Here is a 23,375-nt window from a genome sequence, read left to right as displayed (position 1 = left end):
TTAAGATTTATATGTTGTGTAAGTATTCGTGAAACTGCCATCTGGATATAGGTCAATAATGGCATATCCAGGTTTTGTTTGTTGATAATCCCCTGACCACCAGGCACCACTTACTGCTCCATTGCAGCAGTAGCTTACTCCATTGTATTCTACACGATCGAGTAAATGAATATGCCCACTGATAGCTAATTTGACATTAGGGTATTTTAGGAATAAATCCTTTAGTTCACTGGCATCTTCGTGCATCCATTTCCCAGGTACATTCCATTGATTTTTTTCAAATCTTTTTCCATCAAAAAATATACATGCTGATAGAATAGGAATATGAGAGACAATCATGACAGGCTTCAATGGAGGAATATGGGCTAATTCATTTTTTAGCCATTCCATTTGCTCTTCATCGATTTTCCCCGTGTACCATTGACCATCTTGGTTGGGACTAATACTATCTAAGCTAATTAAGTGCCAATGACCTAGGTCTTTTGACGTGTAGCATTTATCCTCTTTTAATTCATCTAGTGCCCATTTTTTTCCATCTACGATGCTTTGTGGATTTTCATTTTTGCACCAAATATCATGGTTACCGATGGACTGAATAATAGGTGTAGAAAGTGAATGAGTTAATACATCGTTCCAAAGTCTCCATTGCTTTTCGGCAACTCCACGCCCACCTCGATGAGCGTCCATAATGGCATCTCCGCTATTGATAATTAAATCAGGCTTAGAGGGTAAATTTTGGATGTGACTAAGGCATTTTTCTAGCCCTTTGGCAGCACCTATCAGAGGCATCATGTGCACATCCGTGATATGTGCAATGCGATAAGGTTTAGAATTTTGGGGGGATGACGATTTTGCCATTCCCATGGAAGGCAAACTAATTGAACTTGCAACTAAACCTAAGGTGTGTAGTAAAGACCTTCTATTCATAGGATGGTTGAGTCATGATTTCTACCCAAATTTCCTATTTTAGTTTTACCTTAGTTTTTCCTGAAAATCATATAATTGTGTTTTTTTTAGGGCAAATAATAAGGAAATGTTGCCTCTTGATAACTAAATGATAAAGGCTAAGCTATCAGGGAATGATCCAACAAGTAGTAGGTGTAAATTATATTTTTGGAATGGATAAGCCGCCATTATTTTTAGGCAATGTCCAATGGATTCGCTTGGTAAATAGCGACTTCCAGCTACTTTTTTTCTTCCGTTCTGGTTGAATTAGTTCTCGTAAGTGAATATCCATTAATCGAGAAGATTCCTGAATCCAATGGTGGTAGGTAGAATAATCCGTTACGTGGTCTTTTTGGTAGACTTTGAAAAGATTTAAATCAAAAGTACTTGCGGCTAAACCTGCGCCCGACTGAGCTCCATCGAATGCATTGATCATTTGTTCGATGTGGTTGGGAACAGGAACCATCATCGTTGGTTTGGCCAAATACATGGCTTCTGCAATGGACTCAAATCCAGCTGTGGAAATTAAGCCGGCACATTGTGACATTTTTTCCAAATAAAGTTCTGCATGAATGGGATGGAAAGTCAAATTAGCAGAATAGTGAAAGATTTCTTTGTGGCTAGGGTGGTCCCAAAAACAGTCGAGTTGAATATCTGGATTGAGTGTAGACCATGCCATGATATCTTCGGCTAGTCGAAAGTGCGTTAAATAAGCTAACCAACTTTTACCAGCTGTGGATTTCAATTCTTTTACCTCTTTTCTTAATAAGGGAGGAATCACATCGATATTCCGTTTTGTGTCATTTTCCAAAGGCAAAAAGGAGAGGCCTAGTTTTTTCTTAGAACCAATCGCTGTGATTTGCGTATTTAGATTGAGGAAAAATTGATCAATTTTCTTTTCAGGAATGGTCTGAAAGTGTTTGTTTAACAAAAGATATTGATGTCCTATGGATATGCATGGAATTTTAGCGCCAGTTCTCCATTGGTGGAGGCCAGTAATGGATTCATAGAAATTAATGATTCCATCAGGTCTATTTTCATCAATAAATGAAGCTAACTCGGAGGCACTATTCCAGTAAGTTTTAAATTTGGAGAATGCTTGTAAGGCCGTTTTGCCTACTTGAACAGCCTTCCCATTGCCATAACAAAGCGATGGGCTTTCGTATTGTAAAAGAGGTTTATCTCCGATATAATCAGTAAAAAAGCTAGGAATTTTGCGATTATTGGTGGAACCAACAGCATACCCTACGACTTCGTGCCCTGCTTCCTCTGCTAATTGACTAAGGGAAATAGCTTGGGTCAAATGCCCTCTTCCCTCTCCTTGAATCGTATATATAAACTTTCCCATATTAGAGGGTCATTTGGTCGCTTAAAATTTCTTTTAATTCTTTTTTTAAATCAAAATCAGGATACTGAAGAATTTGCCATTCACCTTGATGTGTTTCTACCAAGGCAGTTAATGATTCTACCCAATCACCTGAGTTCATGTAGGAAATCCCTCGAATCTCTTTAATTTCAGCTTTATGAATGTGGCCACAGATGATGCCATCTGCTTCTTGAGCAATAGCTAGTTCAACTAGTTTTTCTTCAAAATCAGAGATGAAATTGACGGCTGCTTTAACTTTTTGTTTGATGGTTTGAGAAAGGGAATAATAAGGTTTTCCTTGTCTTTCACGATGGTAATTATACCATTTATTCACCCACAATAAGAAAGTATAACCGATGTCACCTAGATAAGCTAACCACTTCATTTGACTAGTAATACTATCAAATATGTCGCCATGGGTGATAAAATATTTCTTACCGAATGTCTTTAAAGTATAATCTCTTCGGATAGAAAACTGTTTACCTATTTTTAATGGAATGATTTGATCCAGAAAATCATCGTGATTACCACGTAAATAAATCACTTCAGTATCCCAGCGATCCATCATTTTTAAGACAGCACGAAAGAATCCTGTGTGTTTTTTCTTCCATTCGCCTCCCTTTTTTAATTGCCATCCGTCGATGATATCCCCATTTAGAATGAGTTGATGGCAGGAATAAGCTTTCAGAAATTCATTAACTTCTTTGGCTTTGGCACCTTTACTTCCTAAATGCAAATCGGAAATAACGATGGTTTTGTAAGTGGGTTGGTAGTTAACGCTCATGTTGCGTAGTTTTTCTTGATCCAAAACTACGTTGATTGTCAGTTGATTGTGTTAGGAGGGCGTTAAGGGATGGTTAAATTTTAACTTGAAAATTCCTTAACGCTGTCAAGGTTTTAAACCTTGACAGCGTTGGTAAAATTGGTCTTTTTAGCCCGTTAAATCAATCACTTTCTTGGTAATTTTTTGTTAAAATCAGCTTACTGATATAATGAAAATATATCAGTTTTTTGATGAATATAGAATGGGAAAATTGATAGATTTGCCTAACGCTGGCAAGGTTTTAAACCTTGACAGCGTTGTTAATTGTTAATTTAACTTCGCCAATCCTGCTAAACCTTTCCAAATTAAGTCAGGTTCAAATTGTATGTCCCATCCATTTAATTGGGACGTAAAATATGGAGCATCCCCGCCACATAAAATAATAACTACATAAGGATCCAGTTTTCTCAATTCCGTTATATATCCTTGTACCTCCAACAATATTCCAGACATGGTTCCAGCCAATAAATTACTGGTAGTAGATTGTCCTAATAAAGGAAAATGCATCTGAGGAGAAATTACTGGTAAATGGGCCGTATAATCATGCATGGATTTCGTTCGCATCATAAGTCCAGGACTAATTGCACCGCCTTTAAAATAGCCATTCTCTATCCAATTATACGTAATGCATGTTCCCAAACAAATACTTAAATGATTGCTTGTAGGATATAAAATTTGAGCCCCTTCGGCTATAGCTAATCGGTCTACTCCTAATGTCGATTTATCATATTGCGCATAATCTACATGAGTCAAAGAAGTGGAACTTAGTTGATATAATGGTGCTAAAACTTTTAAGGCAAAAATTAACTCAGATGGAACATCTATTACGCTACTAAGAATGATGGAATCAATTTGTTTATTTTGGCAGATTTGAATGATTGAATCAATATTTACCTGATTTAATATACCAAAATCAACGATTCGATCGGCCTCTACCCAAGCATATTTTAATTGAGAATTTCCGAAATCCAAGCAAAATACCATCATTCATTCGATTTGTTAACAAAGTTAACTATTTCTTTTTCGTAAATTTGTGCACTCTCAAAAACGAAAATTGTGTATCAGATACAAATATTAAAATCAAAGGTGCATCGCGCCACAGTCACGGAAGCAAATATTGATTATGTAGGAAGCTTAACCATGGATGAAGATTTGATGGATGCTGCCAACATGTTAGAACATGAAAAAATTCAGGTAGTCAATGTGAATAATGGGGAACGAATAGAAACCTATTTAATCAAAGGGGAACGTGGATCAGGCATCATTTGCCTCAATGGTCCTGCTGCAAGAAAAGCCGTAGTTGGCGATATTGTTATCATTATTTCCTACGCCCTCATGGACTTTGAAATGGCTAAAACGTTTAAGCCAACCGTCGTATTTCCAAATGCAGCCAACCGCCTTGTCTAATAAGATTCTTCCTCATTGGGGAAATCTTGTTGCTTGACATCTGCCACATAATTTTTTACTGCTAAGGGAATCAATTCCCCTAAATTCAAATAGCGACGCAAAAACCTAGGTTTAAACTCTGTGTTTATACCCAACATATCATGCATCACTAAAACTTGCCCATCGCAATGTTTTCCAGCCCCTATGCCTATACTTGGGATAAGTAAACTTTCACTCACTTTTTTAGCTAAATCAGCCGGGATTTTTTCCAAAACTATTCCAAAACAACCAGCTGCCTCCAACATCTTGGCTTCCTCTACCAATAAATTAGCTTCTTCCTCTTCCTTGGCCCTTACACCATATGATCCAAATTGATAAATACTTTGTGGGGTCAACCCCAAATGCCCCATAACTGGAATCCCTGCTTTCACAATTTTTTTGATACTATCAATCACCTCTTGCCCACCTTCTAACTTGATGGCATGTGCCCCCGTTTCTTTCATGATTCGAATGGCAGAAGATAAAGCAATCTCACTATTGGATTGATAGGAGCCAAAAGGTAAATCCACAATGACCAAGGCTCGGTCCGTTCCTCTAACCACGCATTGTGCATGGTAAATCATTTGTTCTAACGTAATGGGCAGCGTGGTTTCATGGCCTGCCATCACATTACTAGCACTATCACCCACCAGCAAAACATCTACACCAGATTGGTCCAATAATTTCGCCATCGAATAATCATAACAAGTCAGCATGGAGATTTTTTCTCCTTGCTTTTTCATGATTTGTAAGCTCTGTGTCGTGATTTTTTTAAACTCTTTTAAATAGCTCATGTGGAAATAATTGATTGTCGATCAGTCGAACCCCACCTATACTTGCGGCCACTAATACAACAAATGTTTGAGAGAGATCAGTAATAGGTTCTAAGCTAAATGGATCTGCAAAAGCAATATAATCCACGGATTCAAAGCCTGCATCCAATAATTGTTGAGCAAATTGTTGCTCTAATACCTCGGTTTCCCTAGTTTTTTGTTCAAATATAGCCATTCGTATCATATCAAAACCATGATAAATGGCTAAGGCTTGTATTTTTTGTTCAGGACTAAGTCGAACATTTCTACTGCTCATAGCTAATCCACTTGCCTCACGAATGGTCTCACAAGAGATCAATTCCATGTTGGGTTCAAATGAATAATGAGCTAATAAATATCGAATGACGGCGACCTGTTGGAAATCTTTAGAACCCATCAATAATAAATCCGGACGGACGGCCTCCAATAATCGATGCACAATCACACATACTCCCTGAAAATGACCGGGCCTATGCGCACCTTCCCAAAGTTCCTCCAATCGTCCTAGGGAATAATGAGGTAATTGTTGCATTCCTTCTGGATACATCTCTTCTACAGACGGAAGAAAAAGAGCCTCACAGCCAGCTAATTCAAGTTTTTGTATGTCTTCCTCTAAGGTTTTTGGATATTTTTCAAAATCCTTAGGATCATTGAATTGGGTCGGATTAACAAAAATACTACAGACTGTCGCTGCCCCATGTTGTTTGGATTTTTCTATGAGCGACAAATGCCCCTCATGCAAAGCTCCCATGGTAGGAACAAATCCAATCAGGGTGTTTTTCGACCGATGTTCATCGATGAAATCTTGCAATGCCTGTTTTGTTTCAAATATCTTCATGGTCGAAATTGGGCCTAAAATTACCTTATTTTAAGCAAATTTCGTTACTTGCCGACCTTTTCTAATGCTATGTTACAGGGTAAAAAAATCGTCGTAGGAATTAGTGCCAGTATTGCGGCTTATAAAGCGATACTTTTGGTTCGTCTATTGAAAAAAAATGGAGCAGAGGTACGTGTTATTATGACCCAGGCTGCCAAAGATTTCGTCTCTCCACTAGTGCTTTCGACCTTTTCTAATTACCCAGTTTGGATCGATTTCCATGAAAATAATGTTTGGAATAACCATGTAGAATTAGGCCTTTGGGCAGATGCTTTTATTATCGCTCCAGCTACATGCAATACCCTAAGTAAAATGGCTAATGGCTTGTGCGACAACATCGTAATTGCCACCTATTTGTCGGCTCGTTGCCCAACCTTTATCGCCCCAGCCATGGATGAGGACATGTATAAACATCCCTCTACTCAGCAAAATTTGGCCAAATTACAGTCTTATGGAAATCATATTTTATCGGTAAATACCGGGTTTTTAGCGAGTGGTTTACACGGAGAAGGACGTATGGCTGAACCAGAGGAAATGCTGCTAGCGCTCGTCGAAAATATAGGTAGAGGGAATAAATGGCAGGGGACAAAAGTGTTGATTAGTGCAGGGCCAACCCAAGAGGCTTTAGACCCCGTTCGCTATATTTCTAATCATTCTTCGGGTAAAATGGGCATTTCTTTAGCGGAGGCCTTTTATTTGCAAGGCGCTGAAGTTACTGTCATTGCGGGTCCTATGGCTTTGAAACCAGCCTTTTCGGGTATTCATTGGAATAAAGTTGTTTCTGCCAAAGAAATGGAAGAAGCTTGTCTTCGCGAATTTTCAAATTCGGATTGGACCATCATGGCTGCCGCCGTGGCAGATTATCGACCAGCCAAAGTGGCCAGTGAAAAAATCAAGAAGAAGGAAAATACACTAGAAATTAGTCTAGAAAAAACCACAGATATTTTAGCCAATTTGGGTTCACAAAAAAGAAGCCATCAAAAACTGATAGGTTTTGCTTTGGAAACTGAGAATGAAGAAGTTCATGCCTTGGATAAATTACAAAGAAAAAAACTGGATGCGATTGTCCTGAATTCCTTAAAAGAACCAGGTGCAGGTTTTGGTTTAGATACCAATCAAGTTCAAGTCTTTCATGCTTCCGGAGAGCGACATGCTTTTAGCCTGAAATCAAAAGAAGCCATTGCTCAAGAACTGCTTGATTTATTTCAGTCTTGGAAATAAAAAAAGCGTGCTGATTGCTCAACACGCCTAATTCAAATAGAGTATGTTTAATCAATTTTTGCGATCTCCAATTTAGGAGCCAAGGAATATATAATCAACCAAGCTAACACATAGGCACTTCCGCAAAGCAAGAAGATGATGTTATAACCATCATTGATATTCCCCAAAAGTTTATATTTATCTAATAGGGATCCCACAATCATAGGAAAGAAAATACCACCTACAGAACCAGCCATTCCTCCAATTCCAATGACGGAACTAACTGCTTTCTTAGGGAACATGTCCGTCGCTATGGAATAAATATTAGCACTCCAGGCCTGGTGAGAGGCAGCTGCCAAAGAGATCAATGCTACAGCTTGCCAAATATTATCACAATAACGGGCTAACATGATGGGAACTACTGCCAAGGCAAAACCTAACATGGTGATTTTTCTAGCCTTAAAAGAAGGCCAGCCTAGGTTAATTAATTTACCTGATAACCAACCTCCACCAATACTTCCTACGGTCGTGGCAGTATAAACGATAATCAATTCCAAGCTCGGTTTTTTCAAATCCAATTGGAAACGCTCAGAGAAATAAGAGGGTAACCAGAAAAGGAAAAACCACCAAATAGGATCGGTCAGCATTTTCCCAAAGAAAAAAGCCCAAGTTTGGCGGAAGCCAAATAATTTAGCCCATTTAACAGGCTCTTGGTTTTCATCTTTTTCTTCTTTATCCGCATGGATGTATTCAAATTCAGCTGGAGATAATTCCTTGTGTTTAGATGGAACTTCATAATATAACCACCAGAAAATCAACCAAATAAAACCAATGGCGCCAGTCGCAATAAAGGCCATTTCCCAACCATAAACACCTAAGATCCAAGGAACTAAAATAGGGGCAGCAACAGCTCCAATGTTGGCACCAGAATTAAAAATACCTGTAGCTAAGGCCCTTTCATTTTTTGGAAACCATTCCGCTACAGTCTTAATCGCTGCGGGAAAGTTACCAGCTTCACCCAAACCCAATAAACCACGCATGAATGCGAAGCTCAAGGTACCTGTTGCCAAAGCATGCAGCATAGCCGCAATACTCCAAACAACGATGGAAATGGAATAACCTAATTTGGTTCCGATTCGATCAATAATTCCTCCAAAACCTAATAAACTAATGGCATAGGCAGCCTGAAAGGTGATGACAATGTTGGAATAATCTGTTTCAGTCCAATTAAATTGGTCTTCTAAAACCGGTTTTAATAAACCAATCACTTGCCTATCTAGGTAGTTGATGGTGGTGGCAAAAAATAGCAATGCGCAAATTTTCCAACGATATTTTCCTATTTCCATAGTATGAGGTTTTGTTTGGGTTACAGTTCCCGGTAAGTTGTTATTAATTCGGCAATCATTTGTTCAATAGCATGATAATCTTTTTTAGCAATCAAATCTGCAGGGAACAATTGTGAACCCATACCTACCGCAGCAGCACCTGCTTTAAACCAAGTACTCAAACTCTCTTTGTTTGGTTCTACTCCACCAGTCACCATAATTTGTGTATTGGGCATAGGTCCTTTTAATGCTTTCACAAAAGCCGGCCCCACCACATTCCCAGGAAATATCTTGACAATCTTTGCACCCCAAATTTCGGCCTGACGAATTTCGGTCAAGGTCATCGCTCCTGGCATCCAAGGTATATCATATTTACCACAAATCTCCCCAACTGCTTCCGTAGTGAAAGGCTGTAGCATAAAATCAGCTCCCATTTGAATGAATTCATGGGCTTGTTTGGCATCATAAATAGTACCAATCCCTAATACCAAATCAGGACATTCTTTCTCCACATATTCCATCGCTTTCGCAAAAATATAGGGAGCCTCTTTACCTCGATTCGTAAATTCAAAAACACGGATTCCTCCATCATAACAAGCTTTTAATACGCTTGTAGCAATGGATAAATCAGCATTAAAAAACAATGGGACGATCGGTGTTTCTTGAATGCGTTGATATACAACTTCGGAAGAATTTCTTGCCATAATTATCGTTTTAAGCGTCCTGTCAGGTCTCCCTTCATGACGGTTTCTATTTCATCTAGGTTGGCTAAATTAATATCCCCCTCGATCGTGTGTTTTAATGCGGATGCCGCTACAGCAAATGATAATGACTGAGCTTCATCTTTCAGAATTAAATTCCCATAGATGTATCCAGCCATAAAAGCATCTCCTCCGCCAATTCTATCTACTATTTGACTAATTTCTACCGTTTCCGACTTCAATACTTGCTTGCCATTGAATGATGTGGCCGACAAAGTGTTTTGTGAAGCCGAAATTTGACCTCTTTTGGTATTGATGATTTTTTTAATTCGAGGAAACTTCACCATGATTTGCTTGCAAACTGATTCCCAACCGCTTTTGGTACTACCGTCTGGAACGATGTTCAGAATATCTTCAGCATCTCCTTTTCCACAAACAATGATATCACAACCAGCAATTAAATCAGGCATAACCTCTTGCACCGATTTGCCATATTGCCACAAGTTTTTTCGGTAATTGACATCGGCAGAAACGGTGATTCCTAAGTCGTTGGCAACCTTGATAGCTTCTTTACACGCTTGAGCAGCCGATTCAGAAATAGCGGGACTAATGCCCGTCCAATGAAACCATTGGGCATCTTTTAAGATTTCTTTCCAATTAAATTCTTTTGGATCTAAATGGGCAAAGGAAGAATCTGCTCGGTCATAAACCACCTTACTCGGGCGCATAGCGGCGCCAAATTCAGTGAAGTATAAGCCTAAACGATTGCCACCATATTGAACATACTGCATGTCAACACCCACTTTTCTGAAATAAGAAGTAGCCGCATGCCCCATTTCATGATCTGGAAATTTAGTGACATGGGCTGCCGGAATTCCCAAATGTGCCAAAGCAGCAGAAACATTGGCTTCTCCTCCTCCAAAAGTCAAATTGAGCGATTGTGCCTGTACTATTCTCCCATAACCTGGAGGGCTTAAACGCCCCATGATTTCTCCAAACGTAACTACTTTTTTCATGCTTTATTCGAAATTAAAAAATTGGGATGCATTGGTATACGAAATGTCTTTGACCAATTTCCCTAACCAATCTATATCTGCTGGCAATTCGCCATTTTCCACATCTTGACCAATCAAATTACAAAGTATTCTTCTAAAATACTCATGCCTTGGGAAAGATAAGAAACTGCGGGAATCAGTTAACATACCCACAAAATGACTTAACATTCCCATATTTGACAAAGCATTGATTTGCTTTTCCATGCCATCTTTTTGATCCAAAAACCACCATCCTGAGCCAAATTGAATCTTTCCGACGATACTTCCATCCTGAAAATTTCCCGTCATAGTCGCAAACAATTCATTATCTCGAGGATTCAAATTATATAAAATCGTCTTCGCTAATTGGTTCGTACTATCCAATGTATTTAAAAATTTGGACAAAGGTTTAGCTTGTTCAAAATCTCCAATGGAATCAAAACCCGTATCAGGTCCTAAACTACTTAAAAGTCGATTGTTATTATTTCTCAAGGCTCCCAAATGAAACTGCTGTGTCCATCCTTTGGCATGATCTAAATGAGCAAAAAATACCAACATCGCAGTTTTAAACTGCCATTTTTCTCTTTTATTGATGGTTTTACCTGAATGCAATCGAGTGAAAATAAGCTCAATTTCTTCCTCGGTATAGTCCTCTGCATAGATATGCTCTAATCCATGATCACTCAATCGACAACCCACAGCATGGAAAAAGTCGTGACGCTCTTGTATCGCATCTTTAAAATCTTGCAGGTGATTAATTTGCTTGCCCGTCACCTCGCTTAAGGCATTCACATATTCAATGAAAGTCAATTCATCATCCACCGCCATGGCTTTATCTGGACGGAAAGTAGGTAACACGTTAATCTCAAAACCACTAGCCGCGATCGCTTGGTGATATGCCAAATTGTCGATAGGGTCGTCTGTCGTACAAAGCGCTTTGACATTCATTTTTCTCAACAAATTCCGAACAGAATATTCTTTGCTACGTAATAAAGCAGAGCAATGATCATAAATACGCTTTCCAGATTCGGCATTGAGCACTTCAGTTACCCCAAAATAACGTTGTAGTTCCAAATGAGTCCAATGGTACAAAGGGTTACGCATGGTATAAGGAACCGTTTCTGCCCACTTCATGAACTTTTCTTCGTCAGTAGCATCTCCTGTAATGTATTTTTCATTGACACCATGAGCCCGCATCGCCCTCCATTTGTAATGGTCGCCATACAGCCAAATTTGAGTGATATTGTCAAACTGCTTGTCTTCCGCAATCTGTTGAGGAACCAAATGGTTGTGGTAATCAATGATCGGCATTTGAGCCGCATATTGATGGTATAAAGTCTGAGCGGTGCCCGACTGCAATAAAAAATCTTCGTTTAAAAAAGCCTTCATCGTGTTTTAATTAATGGTAGAATGAAGAATGTAGAATGTAGAATGTAGAATGAAGAATCAATTCTTATTACAAGTGTTCAATTTTAGGGTAGTAAGCCAAAGGAATTATTGTTTACTATTTTAATTCTTCACTCTACATTCTTCATTCTACATTCTTCATTCTACATTCTTCATTCTACATTCTTCACTCTACATTCTTCATTTAGCACGCATTACAAATATTTCTTCACTGCATCTTCAAAGCCAGGCAAAGCACTTAAATCATGCCCCCAGACCTTCTCATCAGCCAATAGTTTTGTTAAGTTTAAGTCTTTCCACGCTTCATAAAAATATTCAGCATAATCACATTGAATGGGGTAGAATTCACCATTACATTCCCCAAAATATTTTCCATCTTCTACTTTCACGGCATGCATAAACTGTAAATAAGCGGCAAAACCCATGGCAAAAAGCTCAGGAGCTTTCCCGAAAATCTGGTAATAATTCACCAATAGAGGAATATTTCGCATTCTCATTTTGGTCGTATACTGAACCGTAATATCAATCAATTTATGGTTGATAAACGGGTTTTTAAAGCGATCCAAAACCGAACGACCAAAGCGATCGGCAATTTTGAAATCCATTTTATATGGAATGGAGTGGGCTAATTCGGTCAGCATCAGGTTCATGACCAATTTGCTCAAATAAGAATTGCTCATGACATCCTTTACTAAACGGAAGCCTAAAAGATAAGACATACCACACATGAGGGTATGTGTTCCGTTCAATAGGCGCAATTTCAACTCACGATAAATCTCAATGTCTTCGGCAATCACCACACCCGAATCAACCGAAGCAAAGCTCAAGATTTTCTTTACTTCAGAACTCCCTTGAATGGCCCATAGACGATACACTTCGGAAATAATCACTAAGGAGTCTTCATAACCTAATTGCTCACAAATGGCAGTTCTAGTTGTCGTATCTGGCGCTCCAGGCACAATGCGATCAACCAAAGAATTACAAAAATGGTTAGCAGATTGTAGCCATTGAATGAAGTCGGCAGGTAGCTGATGATCATGAGCTAATTTCAAGACAATATCCTTTAATACATCGCCATTATTGATGATCAATTCCGTGGGGATGATGACCATGCCAGATTCTTTGCTTCCTCCAAAATGCTGCCAACGGGCATGAAGAAAGGCTACTAATTTAGCAGGGAAAGATGCTGGGCATCCACCACTGATGGCATCATTCGCTACATATTGTATGCCTACCTCGGTGGTGTTGGAGATGATAATTCGCATATCCGGACTGCTTGCGCAGGCCAAAATGGCATCCCATTCTTTGGAGGCAGTTAATGTTCTGGAAATGGATGAATTGATCAAATATTCCTCTACCTCTTTGCCCTCATCAATGCCTTTGATGCAATGAGTAAACAAACCATCTTGTGCTTCGAAGGCATCTGCTCCACCTTTGGCAGTTGATTTAACTAAGACGACCCGACCTTTGAAAACGCCTTGACGGTTGGCTTTATCCACAAAGTAATCGCAGAGACCTCTTAACAGGACACCAGTTCCAAATTGCAGGATTTTCTCAGGGTAAGTAAATACTTCTGGAGAGGGATATTGAAGGGCTAAAGTGGTGTTCAATGCACCTTCGCTAAAAATTTTTTGATTCAGAATGGGCATGGCCATTAATATAAAAAAGGTTAATATACCTTTCTAAAGTAGAAAAGTAAGGGTATTTACCCAATGGTTTCGTAAAATTTTAGGCCTATTTTAATGGAATGAAATTGCAAACGTTTACGCTTCACCTATGGGGCCATTATAGTTCATAGGAAATTGAAAACCAGGGTTATCCAAGTCCTTGGCAATCGGTCCAAAAGCTTCTTCGTAGCGTTGAATGTTTTCCTGAAGGGCCATCAATAAACGTTGGGCATGATCGGGAGTCATGACAATCCGCGACTTCACCTTTCCTTTGGGAATCCCAGGTAAAATTCGAATAAAGTCCATGACAAACTCGGAGGGAGAATGGGCTATTAGAGCCAGGTTCACATAAGCACCCTCTGCTATCTCTTCGGGCAATTCTATGTTTAACTGGTTTTCTTCTGGATTTGGATTTTTCATAGCATAAAAATAGGAAGCTTAAATTTAAAGAAATATTGGGAATAATGCGTGTATAAGCGTCTTTTTCCAGAGCTAATTTGAGGATTAATCATTTCCCAAATGGGAGACAAAGTGTTGACTTCAGTAATTTTGATTGAATTCAACTGTGATATATAAGGGGCAACATTTATTTCTTGCGTTTTCGCAAGAATCATTCGTGACTTATTAGCCATATTTGCTCAGGCTTTTTTCGTCAGCATACGGTATAATCAGCCCAACAGTCCTGTTACCTAACCAATAATAACATGAAATATTTCGTTCGCAAAATGCTGTTCCTAGCATTCTTATGTTTGGCATTTTTGATTGCCATCAATTTCAAAGAGATAAAAAAAGGATATCTCGAAGGGTATAATCAAGCTTCTTCTAAGAAAATAAAATGAAGATGCTTAATTCCTGGAGCTTGGATTTGATCATGATCAACCTGGCTATTTTTCTCTATTTTTCTGATAGTACCACGCATGCCCCGAAATTGGTCGTACCTAGTCCAATTCCCAAATTGAAAATCAATAAAAGGCATCAAGACGGGGATTTATTTAGCCCCATACTACACCAGTCGGGCTATATGATCATTGATAAAAAGTCGGGTAAAGCTAAGGTGTATGAACGAAAGCGACTGAATGGACAGCGCTTAAATTCTTCAGAATAGTTAAATCAACTCATTCAATTTGTAATGTATGGAAAATCTACTTTCCTTTCGTTGGACTTCTTGGTATGTCAATATCTTCATCGTGATGACTTCGCTAGTGATTCCTATAGTGGATTATATTAAAACTTGGGACTGGATTCCTTTTACCTATTTCATTGTGGACACACGTTATGTTTTGGTTGGCTTAATTATCCTCGTGCTGTATTTGTTGTTCAGTATGTTCATAGATCAAAGTCGGTATCCACTTCTTTTTGAGGAATCTCGCTTAGCTACCTTGGCTGTCATTTTGTATGGGATATTTCTTTGGATCGAAAGGCCCTTTGGGTTGGAGGGGGTGGGGTTGGTAAGTTTTGGAAAATGATAAGACCTTAATTGGGCCTAACTTGTTTATGTATTAAATAAGTTAACTACTTTATCATAATGTATCTCAGAAATCAAATAAATGGAAAAACGTTTATCATGAGGCGCAGGTTTTCGAGTGATAACTTCTTCCATTTGATGATGAACTTTAAAATAGGCATTTATTGCTTTTATTAATTTTGAACGTATTTGCCTCTGGGTTTCATAGGAATAATTAGAATAGCCCATATATTCCGTAAAATTTTGGGATGAAAACTCAAATCCTTTCGGGTGTTCTATGCATAATTTTAAAAAGTGATAAGCTCCATCCGGCAACATCATTTCAAGAGATTGGTCTCTCTCATGTTCAATTATTTCTTCATTCCTTCTTTTAGTATTTAGTTTACGCCTTACAATCCCCAAGGTTAAAAATAATAGGACAACCAAAATTCCAACAATTCCCAATAATTCCAATTGTGAAAATTCTTGAGTGTAAAATTTGCCCTTTATCACCCTTTTGGATTTTAATTTAGTAAATGACATAGAATCTATCTTTATTGGATTTCCCTCCTGAAGTACTTTTTGTTTAATATAAGAGTATAGAATCCCATTCTTTTCACTCAATTCAAAATTAGCATTCAAAATATTTTGGGTATTTTCAAATTGAAAAATTTCGTTTTTCTCAGGATCTCCTATAGCCACAGTATGTCCATCCATAAAGAAAAAAAGTCCATTAAAATATTGTGAACGAATATTATTTAGTCCAATAGTCATTAATAAATCAATATTTAGGTGTCCTTTAAGCTCCCATTTTTTCAAAGTCATATTTTTTTCAAAATACTTGTATTTGAATGGCTTATTGGTTGAACTATATAAAGCTGGAAATTCAATAACCGATATTACATCTCTTTTTGAATCATATCCACCAAAGGAATCCCTAATTCGCATGGGACCATTGTCAGAAGGATTATCACTTAATTCCCATTCTAAGGATTTTGTAGAAAAGTACGTTTCTACATTATTTGCATGCCAAAAACCAACACCTCCAAAACTAAATAATGTGTCATTTCTTAAAAATTTAATTGATTCAAAATTATAACCTCGATGGAAGGTTTTATCCATACGATAAAATCGTTTTTCTAATAGATTTAAATTATAAACTTGCCCTGTTCCATCTAGAAATAGAAATATTTGCCCCTTTGAATAAAAAGAATAAAACGTCGGGTTGATAGGTAATTGATTTGAATCTATTTTACCTAAGTATAGTTTTCCATAATTAATCCAATTCCCTTTATTAGTTTCTTTCCAAAGTTCCTTAGAATGAATATTGATCTTATAATGCAAAGGTGATAAAGGGTCCTTAAACTCTATTTGACCCGATGTAGGGCTTTGTCCCATAAAAAATAGAGTAATTATCAGATATAAAAATCGCATAAATCAAGATTGAGTACTTGAGTTAAGTTACAAAAATGCTTTTTTAAAGCAATTTCTATTTGGTCATATTCAATGAAAATATATGTGTATTGTGTATTTAACATAAAACCTCTTTATAATAATTTAATAATAAACCAATATTGGCCAAGAAGTCATGATTTGGAAATACGCATCATGAACTTTGATAATTATTTAGCTAGTTATTCTCGTTCAGCTTATGAGACAAATTGTATTTACTTTACTTTCTTTCTGTTTGTTATTTTCTTGTAAAACAGAAGAGCCTCAGACACCTCCAGTGGTAATCACATCTCCAGCAACTGAAATTACCTTAACGAAAGCCAAAATCAATGGTGAAGTAACGAATGAAGGATTTTCAGCTGCCTCGGAAAGAGGATTTGTCATGAGTGAAACAAATCCTAAGCCATCTGTTAGCGATACAAAATATGCTGTTGGTTATGGGAAAGGAACATTTTTCAAAGAACTTGATAACTTAAAGGTTAATACCAAATATTATTTTTCAGCCTTTGCTACTAATACTAAAGGGACTGCCTACGGAGAAATTCTAAATTTCACTACGGCAGATTATAAATTGGCTACGTTGACCTTGGAAGAGCCTAAAAACATTACCTACACTACAGTTCAACTTTCAGGGGCAGTAGCAGAGGATGGTGGGGTTGAGGTTTCAGAAAGAGGTTTTTGTCTTAATATTTCTCCCAATCCAACCACAGCAAACATTAAAATCATCAATGGGAAGGGATTGGGAACATATTCTACCCTTGTGACGGATTTAAAAGATGAAACTACTTATTATGTTAGAGCATATGCAATAAATGGTAAAGGAATTTCTTACGGAACGGAATTTAATTTCAAAACTTTAAATTATAGTATTCCATCAATAGAAACAGGTAGTGCAAAATCAATTGGAAATACATTTTCAACAGTTCTCGGTACTGTAAAAAGTGATGGTGGAACAGAATTAATCGAAAAGGGATTTGTTTTAAGTACTAAGCCCAATACTACTATTGAAAATCTAAAAGTTATTTCATCATCAAAGGAAATTGGCAAATATGAAATTATTTTGACAGAATTAAAAGCCAACACAGCTTATTATTATAAAGCGTATGCCATAAATAAGAAAGGCACTATTTTGGGTTCAGAGGAAACATTTACGACCCTGGCAGCTACTATTCCAAAGATTGGTACAAATGATTTGGCTGATATAACTGAAACCTCAGTAAGGGCAGGTTTAGAGATTGACAGTGATGGCGGCAGTCCCATAACAGAATATGGAGTTTGCTATTCTTCATCAAATTCTAATCCCTCAATTAGTGATAAGAAAGTTGTTTTTGGGTATTCGGTTAAACCTTGGTTTGGAGTGATGAATACGATTACTGGATTAACTAATTCAACTTCATATTATTTAAGAGGATATGCAATTAATGGAATTGGTATATCATACGGACCTGCAAGAATGTTTAAAACTAAATCTAATATAAATAACATTTTAAAAAATGGATTAGTTGCATATTATCCTTTTAATGGTAATACTTTTGATGTTAGTAATAATATCAATGGAGTTGTATATGGCTCAAATTTGACTTCCGATAGATTCAATAATGTTAATTCAGCATATTTATTTAATAATTCTTACATTTTAATTCCTTTTGATGAAAAAATAAGAACTAATAAATTAAGTGTCTCTATTTGGTTAAATCCTAGTGTGAGCCCTAGTTATTCAGTGCTAGCAAATAGGTTTGATCAAGGGTATAATAATCCAGGTGGTGAAACTTGGCAAGTTATTCTAACAAAAGACGAAGTTTGGTTTCAGATAATTGGAGTTGGGACCTCTCCAAACCTTAATAATACCATTTTGAAAGCGCCTAAAATATTTCCACTTAACCAATGGAGCTTTGTTACTTGTACTTACGACGGAAGTATTATGAAAATTTATATTAATGGATTAGAATATAAAAGAAATTCACATTCAACTTCAATAAATACCTATGGAACATCGGGAATTTCTGTTGGAAAGTCTAAACAAGCAAATGGTTTTTTTCATGAGTTTTATGGAAAATTAGATGATTTTGGTATTTGGAATCGTGATCTAACTGACACCGAAATTCAATATTTATATCAAAACAATTTTCAACCATAATATTATAAATATGCAAATGCTTTAGTTTAAAAGCTTTAATCCATATAATTATGCAATTTACTTTACGATTGTGGATAATATCTATATTATTTAATTTTTGTACCCATAGCTTTTTGGGCCAGGAAAAAAATGTATTTTCAAAGCTATTGGAGCCTCCAATTATATTAACTAATGATATTCAATTAAAATATGTTGGAGCAACATCAGGCAATATCGTAAGAATAGTATACGATTCTACCAACAATGTATTTTATACAAATACATTTAACGGTGATGTTTACAGAGTCTCTATTGCCAATGATGGGTCTTTCAATAGCCGAATTTTTATTCAAGCCTCAACAACACACAAGATTGGAAGAGCTCAAGGATTATTATGGTTTAAGAATATGCTTTATTTGGCAGGAAATGAAGTAGATGACTTAAATAAGAGAAGTAAAGGGCGTGTTATTAAGTTTCCCATCAACAAAGACGGAAATTGGGAGTCACCTCAAAATATTTTAACAACGGAATATTACTCTAGTTCAAATGTTTTATTTGATCATAATTTTTCAGCCCTTTGTCTTAATAAAACGAAAGACAGCTTATTGATTGCCAGTGGATCAAGAACAGACCATGGGGAAGTTAAAGATGTCAATGGGAAATATCCTAATTTGAGAGAAGACGCATTAACCAGTAAAATATTTATAATTCCATTAAACTCAACTAAAGAAATCATTTTAAAAAATGACTATAATGATCTTAAATCATCAGGTTATATTTTCAGTGAGGGAGTAAGAAATGAATTTGATATTGCGTATAATTCAAAAGGTGAAATCTTTGGAGTTGAAAATAATGGTGATAGAGACGACCCTGAAGAGTTAAATTTATTAAAAAAGGGGAAGCATTATGGTTTTCCATGGGTAATGGGGGGCAATACCAATCCTCAACAACTTTCCTCCTATAATCCCAATACCGATTTATTATTACCCAATAACCTATATAACAGAGCTATTTTTTATAATGATCCAACTTTTCCAATTATCCCCAAAGACATAAAATTCGAGGAGCCTATTATTAATATAGGTCCTGATGCTAATTGGGTTAGAGATCCCCAAACTGGCAAATTTTATCAAATCAAAAATATAGCTTCATTTACATCACATCGTTCTCCTTTAGGTCTATTATTTGATTCAAAAAATCAACTCGCTTCTCCATATACTAGTGATGGGTTTGTCTTAGCATATTCTACTGGAGGAGGCGCATCAGGTTACCTAAATGCCGTAGATCAAGGTGCAGATTTATGCCAAATAGAGTTTATTAAAACTGCAGGGTCTTCAACTTATCAAATTAGTGTTAAGCGTATCGCAAGCGGTTTCAAAGATTTAGTAGATGCTGTATTAGTTGATAATAAAATGTATTTACTTCAAAATGATGGTGGAATTTACGAGGTTACATTCCCTCTTAATCGGGCAAAACCTACTATAAGTATAGCTTCATCATCCAATTCAATTGTAATTGGAGACAAGGTAGAATTCTCCGCCATAGTGAAAGATAATTGGGAAATACCTGAATATTCATGGAGTGTTAATGGGAAAGAAATTAATAATTATACTTCGAATTTTTCAAGTACAAGTCTCGCAAATGGTGATGTAGTTACTTGTAGTATTAAGAATTATTTTGAAGATGGGAATCAAATTAACATTTTAAGTAATTCTATTTCATTAGTAGTTAAACCTCTATTTATTCAACCTTCTTTAGTCAAATCTGGCAATTGTATAGGTAGTAGGCTTTCAGTTAATAGTAATTCAATTCTGAAGTTAATTTGGAAAAAAGACGGGAAAGAGATTTATAACTCGGCTAATTTAGATCCTGCTAAAATTGAAAATTTTATTTTAGCACAAGCTGCTGGTGTATACATGGCAGAAATTACTACTGTATATGGAAGTTATTCAACAAACTCCATTGAAATTCTTGATATACCCAAGGCGCCAATTATTTCAAATGAATCAGACTTAATCTTAGTTTCATCAGAAAAATGGGGGAATCAATGGTATTATGAAAATTCAATCTTAAATGGAGATACTCTCCAAAAGTATAAAGTTTTGAAATCAGGAAATTATAAATTGAAATACAAAAATACTTTAGGTTGCACCTCTGATTTCTCAAAGGAAAAGAATATTTTAATTTTAGGAGTCAATAAAGAGAAAAATGAATATTTAGTTATTTCTCCAAACCCATTTAATAGTTTCTTTAAAATTGAATTCAAGGAAATTGAAAGTATAAAGTATGATTTGTTGCTTTTTGATTTAACTGGAAAATTGATTTTAACCAAAAAGTTTGTTAGAAGTGGAGATATAATAGATCTATCTTATATTCCATCTGGCAACTTCATTTTAAGATTGAAAAATGAATTAGATGGTTCTATAGAAGTCAAATTAACTAAAAATTAATTTAATGAGTTTGAAATTAATCTTTGTGATTCCTAAAAAATCGAACAAGTCAAAATGAAAATTGCACTCAATTCAGGAATTATTTTTTCAATTATTACCTTTTCATTAGTATCTCGTTTGATTTTGGCCCAAGACTTGCCGAAGGTTAAAATTCAAATTGGGAACAATGGTATAGGTGAGCAATATGGAAAAACGTTAATTACAGCTGAATTAAGTACCCCATCTGCAAAAGATGTCATTATAGATTTTAATGTTACTGGTACAGCAACATATGATAAAGATTATTCGATCAATTTCCTTACTAAAAATCAAGTTAAAATTGTCGCTGGAGGAAATGGAATTGGTAATAATAGCAATCAATTACCATATGGGGGTAAAATGTTTATAGATGATGAGAAAACAATATATGTCTCTGATACTAGAAATCAAAGAGTCCAAAAGTGGACATATGGATCAACAGCTGGTTCAACTATTGCAGGTGGGAATATTTATGGTGGTACACCATTTGGAAGTAGACCAGATCAGTTTAATGGATTAGGAGGAATTTATGTGGATTCTGAAAAAAATCTTTATGCTTGTGACGCAAGTAATTTCAGAATTCAAAAGTGGTCACCTGGGGCAACAAGCGGAATCACTATAGCAGGAGGAAATGGTTCTGGATATGGGTCTAATCAAATAAGACCATCGGATTTAAAATTAGACTCAGAAGGAAACTTAATTATTTTAGACAGGATCTTGGGAACTGCAGATTTTAGAATTCAAAAATGGAATAAGAATGCAACTTCGGCTACTACTTTAGTAGATTTTACCAATAACAATAAATTTTATGTTACAGGATTTTATTATGATGAATCTACAGGTGATATTTATTTAACGGGGGATTTAGCCCCTGTTATTAATTATGCGGTTATTCGGTGTCCCAAAAATAATCCACAAAACTGGGAAGTCGTAGCTGGGGGTAATGGCTTTGGTAATGACTTGAATCAGTTGAATTTGGCAATTGGAGTACAATTATCTCGAAATAATTTATTCATTTCTGACTTCAGAGGACATAGCGTTATAAAATGGGCTCTTGGAGCAAAAATAGGAGAAGTCGTTATGGGTACCAGAGGTGTATCAGGGAAAACTCTAGGATTTTTATCCTTGCCTAATGGAATATTTATTGACAAGTATGAAAACATATACATTGGAGATGAAGGAAGTAATAGTATTCAAGTGAAACAAATCCAACCTCAAATAGTAATTCCTGCAGGTAAAACCTCAGCAAGTATCGAATTATTTTCAATTGATGATACAAGTATTGAGGGACCTGATGAAATAATCAAATTAAATATTTCCTCATTTTTAAATTGTCAAATTGAAAATGATTCTCTTTTCAAAATTACTATTCAAGAAAATGATTTCCCCGATACGGATAAAGATCAAATTTCGGACCACCTAGATAATTGTCCAACAATTTATAATCCAGATCAGAAAGATGTAGATAAAGATAGTATTGGGGATGTTTGTGATGATTCAGATGGGGATGGTATAACAGATGATAAAGACGATTGTCCAAATACTGAAAAAGGAAAACCAGTTGACAAAAATGGATGTTCGATTTCGCAAAGAGATTCTGATGAAGATGGTTTTATGGACGACAAAGATCTATGTCCTAATACTATTAAAGGACAATCAGTAGACAAAAATGGATGTGCTCTTTCACAAAAAGATACAGATGGAGATGGGGTTTTTGATGACAAAGATAAATGTTCAGAAACTCAAACTGGTAAAAAAGTAGATTTGGATGGGTGTGCTGATTACCAAAGAGATACCGATGGAGATGGCATAACTGATGATAAAGACGATTGTCCAACAATAAAAAACCCATCTAAACCATTAATTAATAAGTTAACTGATTTAGAACTTGCATCTAGTGCTGGTAATGCATACCAGTGGTACTTAGATGGCAAATTAATTGCAGGTGCAGATAAAGCATTTTTAAAAGTTTCATCTGCTGGTGTTTATAGTGTTCAATTGAAAGATGAAAAGGGATGCAAAAGTCCTATGTCAGATTCAGTTATTATATTGATTACTGGAACTGAGGAAGAAAATAAAGGAATTTCAATCTATCCAAATCCTACAGATGGTGTTATCAATATTCAAACTACTTTTAATTTTGAGAATATTGGTTCAATACAAATTTCTGATATTCGAGGTTCCATAATAAAACAATTTAAACTAAATTCTAAAAATCAAGTAATGGATCTATCTGATTATCCAATAGGAGTTTATCTATTAGTGGTAACCATTAATGGAGAAAAGCATATCTATAAAATTCAAAAACGTTAA

The 23,375-nt window shown here is 36.2% G+C and carries 20 protein-coding genes; 7 read left to right on the top strand and 13 right to left on the bottom strand.

From position 1 onward, the window contains the following. The 4 genes from G9H65_RS00145 to G9H65_RS00130 all read right to left on the bottom strand — a co-directional run bounded on the left by G9H65_RS00145 (position 1) and on the right by G9H65_RS00130 (position 4,121). Complete coding sequence (locus tag G9H65_RS00145; protein WP_166373272.1) at positions 1 to 927, bottom strand: metallophosphoesterase family protein; 927 nt, start codon at positions 925 to 927, stop codon at positions 1 to 3. Between the two features lie 178 nt (positions 928 to 1,105). Continuing rightward, entirely contained in the window at positions 1,106 to 2,293 is a 1,188-nt protein-coding gene (locus G9H65_RS00140; protein ID WP_166373270.1) for a glycosyltransferase family protein, read from the bottom strand. Between the two features lies 1 nt (position 2,294). After that, entirely contained in the window at positions 2,295 to 3,095 is an 801-nt protein-coding gene (locus tag G9H65_RS00135; RefSeq protein ID WP_166373268.1) for a UDP-2,3-diacylglucosamine diphosphatase, read from the bottom strand. A 306-nt stretch (positions 3,096 to 3,401) separates the two neighbouring features. Then, positions 3,402 to 4,121, bottom strand: coding sequence for a type III pantothenate kinase (locus G9H65_RS00130; RefSeq protein WP_166373266.1), 720 nt, complete (start codon positions 4,119 to 4,121; stop codon positions 3,402 to 3,404). Between the two features lie 69 nt (positions 4,122 to 4,190). Here G9H65_RS00130 and panD point away from each other — a divergent pair, with 69 nt between their 5' ends. Then, a complete protein-coding gene (gene panD, locus G9H65_RS00125; RefSeq protein WP_166373264.1) occupies positions 4,191 to 4,541 on the top strand; it encodes an aspartate 1-decarboxylase in 351 nt (116 codons plus the stop codon). Here panD and panB read toward each other — a convergent pair. Continuing rightward, positions 4,538 to 5,353, bottom strand: a complete 816-nt coding sequence (panB, locus tag G9H65_RS00120) for a 3-methyl-2-oxobutanoate hydroxymethyltransferase (protein WP_166373262.1) — start codon at positions 5,351 to 5,353, stop codon at positions 4,538 to 4,540. The genes panD and panB overlap by 4 nt on opposite strands. After that, positions 5,331 to 6,209: a pantoate--beta-alanine ligase gene (gene panC / locus G9H65_RS00115; RefSeq protein WP_166373260.1), complete on the bottom strand. Its 879-nt coding sequence runs from the start codon at positions 6,207 to 6,209 to the stop codon at positions 5,331 to 5,333. Before panC ends, panB begins: the two co-directional genes overlap by 23 nt. Positions 6,210 to 6,278: 69 nt before the next feature. On the opposite strand from panC, the gene coaBC reads away from it, so the two are divergent. Then, positions 6,279 to 7,469 (top strand): bifunctional phosphopantothenoylcysteine decarboxylase/phosphopantothenate--cysteine ligase CoaBC, encoded by a 1,191-nt coding sequence (coaBC, locus tag G9H65_RS00110; protein ID WP_166373257.1) that lies wholly within the window; start codon positions 6,279 to 6,281, stop codon positions 7,467 to 7,469. 47 nt (positions 7,470 to 7,516) lie between these two features. On the opposite strand, the gene G9H65_RS00105 is transcribed toward coaBC, so the two are convergent. The 6 genes from G9H65_RS00105 to G9H65_RS00080 all read right to left on the bottom strand — a co-directional run bounded on the left by G9H65_RS00105 (position 7,517) and on the right by G9H65_RS00080 (position 14,002). After that, positions 7,517 to 8,794 carry an MFS transporter gene (locus tag G9H65_RS00105; protein ID WP_166373255.1) on the bottom strand — a complete coding sequence of 426 codons (1,278 nt, stop codon included), beginning with the start codon at positions 8,792 to 8,794 and terminating at the stop codon, positions 7,517 to 7,519. Between the two features lie 20 nt (positions 8,795 to 8,814). Beyond that, a complete protein-coding gene (locus tag G9H65_RS00100; protein WP_166373253.1) occupies positions 8,815 to 9,477 on the bottom strand; it encodes a bifunctional 4-hydroxy-2-oxoglutarate aldolase/2-dehydro-3-deoxy-phosphogluconate aldolase in 663 nt (220 codons plus the stop codon). 2 nt (positions 9,478 to 9,479) lie between these two features. Further along, positions 9,480 to 10,490 (bottom strand): sugar kinase, encoded by a 1,011-nt coding sequence (locus G9H65_RS00095; RefSeq protein ID WP_166373251.1) that lies wholly within the window; start codon positions 10,488 to 10,490, stop codon positions 9,480 to 9,482. A gap of 3 nt (positions 10,491 to 10,493) precedes the next feature. Continuing rightward, positions 10,494 to 11,897 carry a glucuronate isomerase gene (gene uxaC / locus G9H65_RS00090; RefSeq protein WP_166373249.1) on the bottom strand — a complete coding sequence of 468 codons (1,404 nt, stop codon included), beginning with the start codon at positions 11,895 to 11,897 and terminating at the stop codon, positions 10,494 to 10,496. Between the two features lie 212 nt (positions 11,898 to 12,109). Beyond that, positions 12,110 to 13,564 carry a tagaturonate reductase gene (locus G9H65_RS00085; protein WP_166373247.1) on the bottom strand — a complete coding sequence of 485 codons (1,455 nt, stop codon included), beginning with the start codon at positions 13,562 to 13,564 and terminating at the stop codon, positions 12,110 to 12,112. Between the two features lie 114 nt (positions 13,565 to 13,678). Further along, the gene (locus G9H65_RS00080) at positions 13,679 to 14,002 is read right to left on the bottom strand and encodes a DUF3467 domain-containing protein (RefSeq protein ID WP_130924388.1); all 324 of its coding nucleotides are present in this window, start codon (positions 14,000 to 14,002) and stop codon (positions 13,679 to 13,681) included. A 421-nt stretch (positions 14,003 to 14,423) separates the two neighbouring features. Between G9H65_RS00080 and G9H65_RS00075 the strand changes: the two genes are divergently transcribed. Together G9H65_RS00075 and G9H65_RS00070 are read left to right on the top strand one after the other, a co-directional pair. Beyond that, positions 14,424 to 14,687, top strand: coding sequence for a hypothetical protein (locus G9H65_RS00075; RefSeq protein WP_166373245.1), 264 nt, complete (start codon positions 14,424 to 14,426; stop codon positions 14,685 to 14,687). A gap of 28 nt (positions 14,688 to 14,715) precedes the next feature. Continuing rightward, positions 14,716 to 15,048 (top strand): hypothetical protein, encoded by a 333-nt coding sequence (locus tag G9H65_RS00070; protein WP_166373243.1) that lies wholly within the window; start codon positions 14,716 to 14,718, stop codon positions 15,046 to 15,048. A 26-nt stretch (positions 15,049 to 15,074) separates the two neighbouring features. Here G9H65_RS00070 and G9H65_RS00065 read toward each other — a convergent pair whose 3' ends face one another. Further along, the gene (locus tag G9H65_RS00065) at positions 15,075 to 16,424 is read right to left on the bottom strand and encodes a hypothetical protein (protein ID WP_166373241.1); all 1,350 of its coding nucleotides are present in this window, start codon (positions 16,422 to 16,424) and stop codon (positions 15,075 to 15,077) included. 253 nt (positions 16,425 to 16,677) lie between these two features. Here G9H65_RS00065 and G9H65_RS00060 point away from each other — a divergent pair, with 253 nt between their 5' ends. The 3 genes from G9H65_RS00060 to G9H65_RS00050 are packed head-to-tail and all read left to right on the top strand — an operon-like array spanning position 16,678 to position 23,375. Beyond that, complete coding sequence (locus G9H65_RS00060) at positions 16,678 to 18,615, top strand: LamG domain-containing protein (protein ID WP_166373239.1); 1,938 nt, start codon at positions 16,678 to 16,680, stop codon at positions 18,613 to 18,615. Between the two features lie 50 nt (positions 18,616 to 18,665). Continuing rightward, a complete protein-coding gene (locus G9H65_RS00055) occupies positions 18,666 to 21,044 on the top strand; it encodes a PQQ-dependent sugar dehydrogenase (RefSeq protein ID WP_166373237.1) in 2,379 nt (792 codons plus the stop codon). A 54-nt stretch (positions 21,045 to 21,098) separates the two neighbouring features. Continuing rightward, positions 21,099 to 23,375: a thrombospondin type 3 repeat-containing protein gene (locus G9H65_RS00050; protein ID WP_166373235.1), complete on the top strand. Its 2,277-nt coding sequence runs from the start codon at positions 21,099 to 21,101 to the stop codon at positions 23,373 to 23,375.

Origin of the sequence: Aquirufa ecclesiirivi (genome assembly GCF_011250515.1) — a bacterium.
In the GTDB taxonomy this organism is placed as follows: Bacteria; Bacteroidota; Bacteroidia; order Cytophagales; family Spirosomataceae; genus Aquirufa; species Aquirufa ecclesiirivi.
This window is presented reverse-complemented; position numbering and strand designations above follow the sequence as displayed.

Bases quoted from the DNA above. Each gene is read 5' to 3' on its own strand.
- uxaC (WP_166373249.1), bottom strand. From the start codon at position 11,897: ATGAAGGCTTTTTTAAACGAAGATTTTTTATTGCAGTCGGGCACCGCT.
- G9H65_RS00105 (WP_166373255.1), bottom strand. From the start codon at position 8,794: ATGGAAATAGGAAAATATCGTTGGAAAATTTGCGCATTGCTATTTTTT.
- G9H65_RS00065 (WP_166373241.1), bottom strand. From the start codon at position 16,424: ATGGGACAAAGCCCTACATCGGGTCAAATAGAGTTTAAGGACCCTTTA.
- G9H65_RS00060 (WP_166373239.1), top strand. From the start codon at position 16,678: ATGAGACAAATTGTATTTACTTTACTTTCTTTCTGTTTGTTATTTTCT.
- G9H65_RS00140 (WP_166373270.1), bottom strand. From the start codon at position 2,293: ATGGGAAAGTTTATATATACGATTCAAGGAGAGGGAAGAGGGCATTTG.
- G9H65_RS00055 (WP_166373237.1), top strand. From the start codon at position 18,666: ATGCAATTTACTTTACGATTGTGGATAATATCTATATTATTTAATTTT.
- G9H65_RS00080 (WP_130924388.1), bottom strand. From the start codon at position 14,002: ATGAAAAATCCAAATCCAGAAGAAAACCAGTTAAACATAGAATTGCCC.
- G9H65_RS00085 (WP_166373247.1), bottom strand. From the start codon at position 13,564: ATGCCCATTCTGAATCAAAAAATTTTTAGCGAAGGTGCATTGAACACC.
- G9H65_RS00070 (WP_166373243.1), top strand. From the start codon at position 14,716: ATGGAAAATCTACTTTCCTTTCGTTGGACTTCTTGGTATGTCAATATC.
- coaBC (WP_166373257.1), top strand. From the start codon at position 6,279: ATGTTACAGGGTAAAAAAATCGTCGTAGGAATTAGTGCCAGTATTGCG.
- G9H65_RS00145 (WP_166373272.1), bottom strand. From the start codon at position 927: ATGAATAGAAGGTCTTTACTACACACCTTAGGTTTAGTTGCAAGTTCA.
- G9H65_RS00135 (WP_166373268.1), bottom strand. From the start codon at position 3,095: ATGAGCGTTAACTACCAACCCACTTACAAAACCATCGTTATTTCCGAT.
- G9H65_RS00095 (WP_166373251.1), bottom strand. From the start codon at position 10,490: ATGAAAAAAGTAGTTACGTTTGGAGAAATCATGGGGCGTTTAAGCCCT.
- G9H65_RS00075 (WP_166373245.1), top strand. From the start codon at position 14,424: ATGCTTAATTCCTGGAGCTTGGATTTGATCATGATCAACCTGGCTATT.
- panB (WP_166373262.1), bottom strand. From the start codon at position 5,353: ATGAGCTATTTAAAAGAGTTTAAAAAAATCACGACACAGAGCTTACAA.
- G9H65_RS00130 (WP_166373266.1), bottom strand. From the start codon at position 4,121: ATGATGGTATTTTGCTTGGATTTCGGAAATTCTCAATTAAAATATGCT.
- G9H65_RS00100 (WP_166373253.1), bottom strand. From the start codon at position 9,477: ATGGCAAGAAATTCTTCCGAAGTTGTATATCAACGCATTCAAGAAACA.
- G9H65_RS00050 (WP_166373235.1), top strand. From the start codon at position 21,099: ATGAAAATTGCACTCAATTCAGGAATTATTTTTTCAATTATTACCTTT.
- panC (WP_166373260.1), bottom strand. From the start codon at position 6,209: ATGAAGATATTTGAAACAAAACAGGCATTGCAAGATTTCATCGATGAA.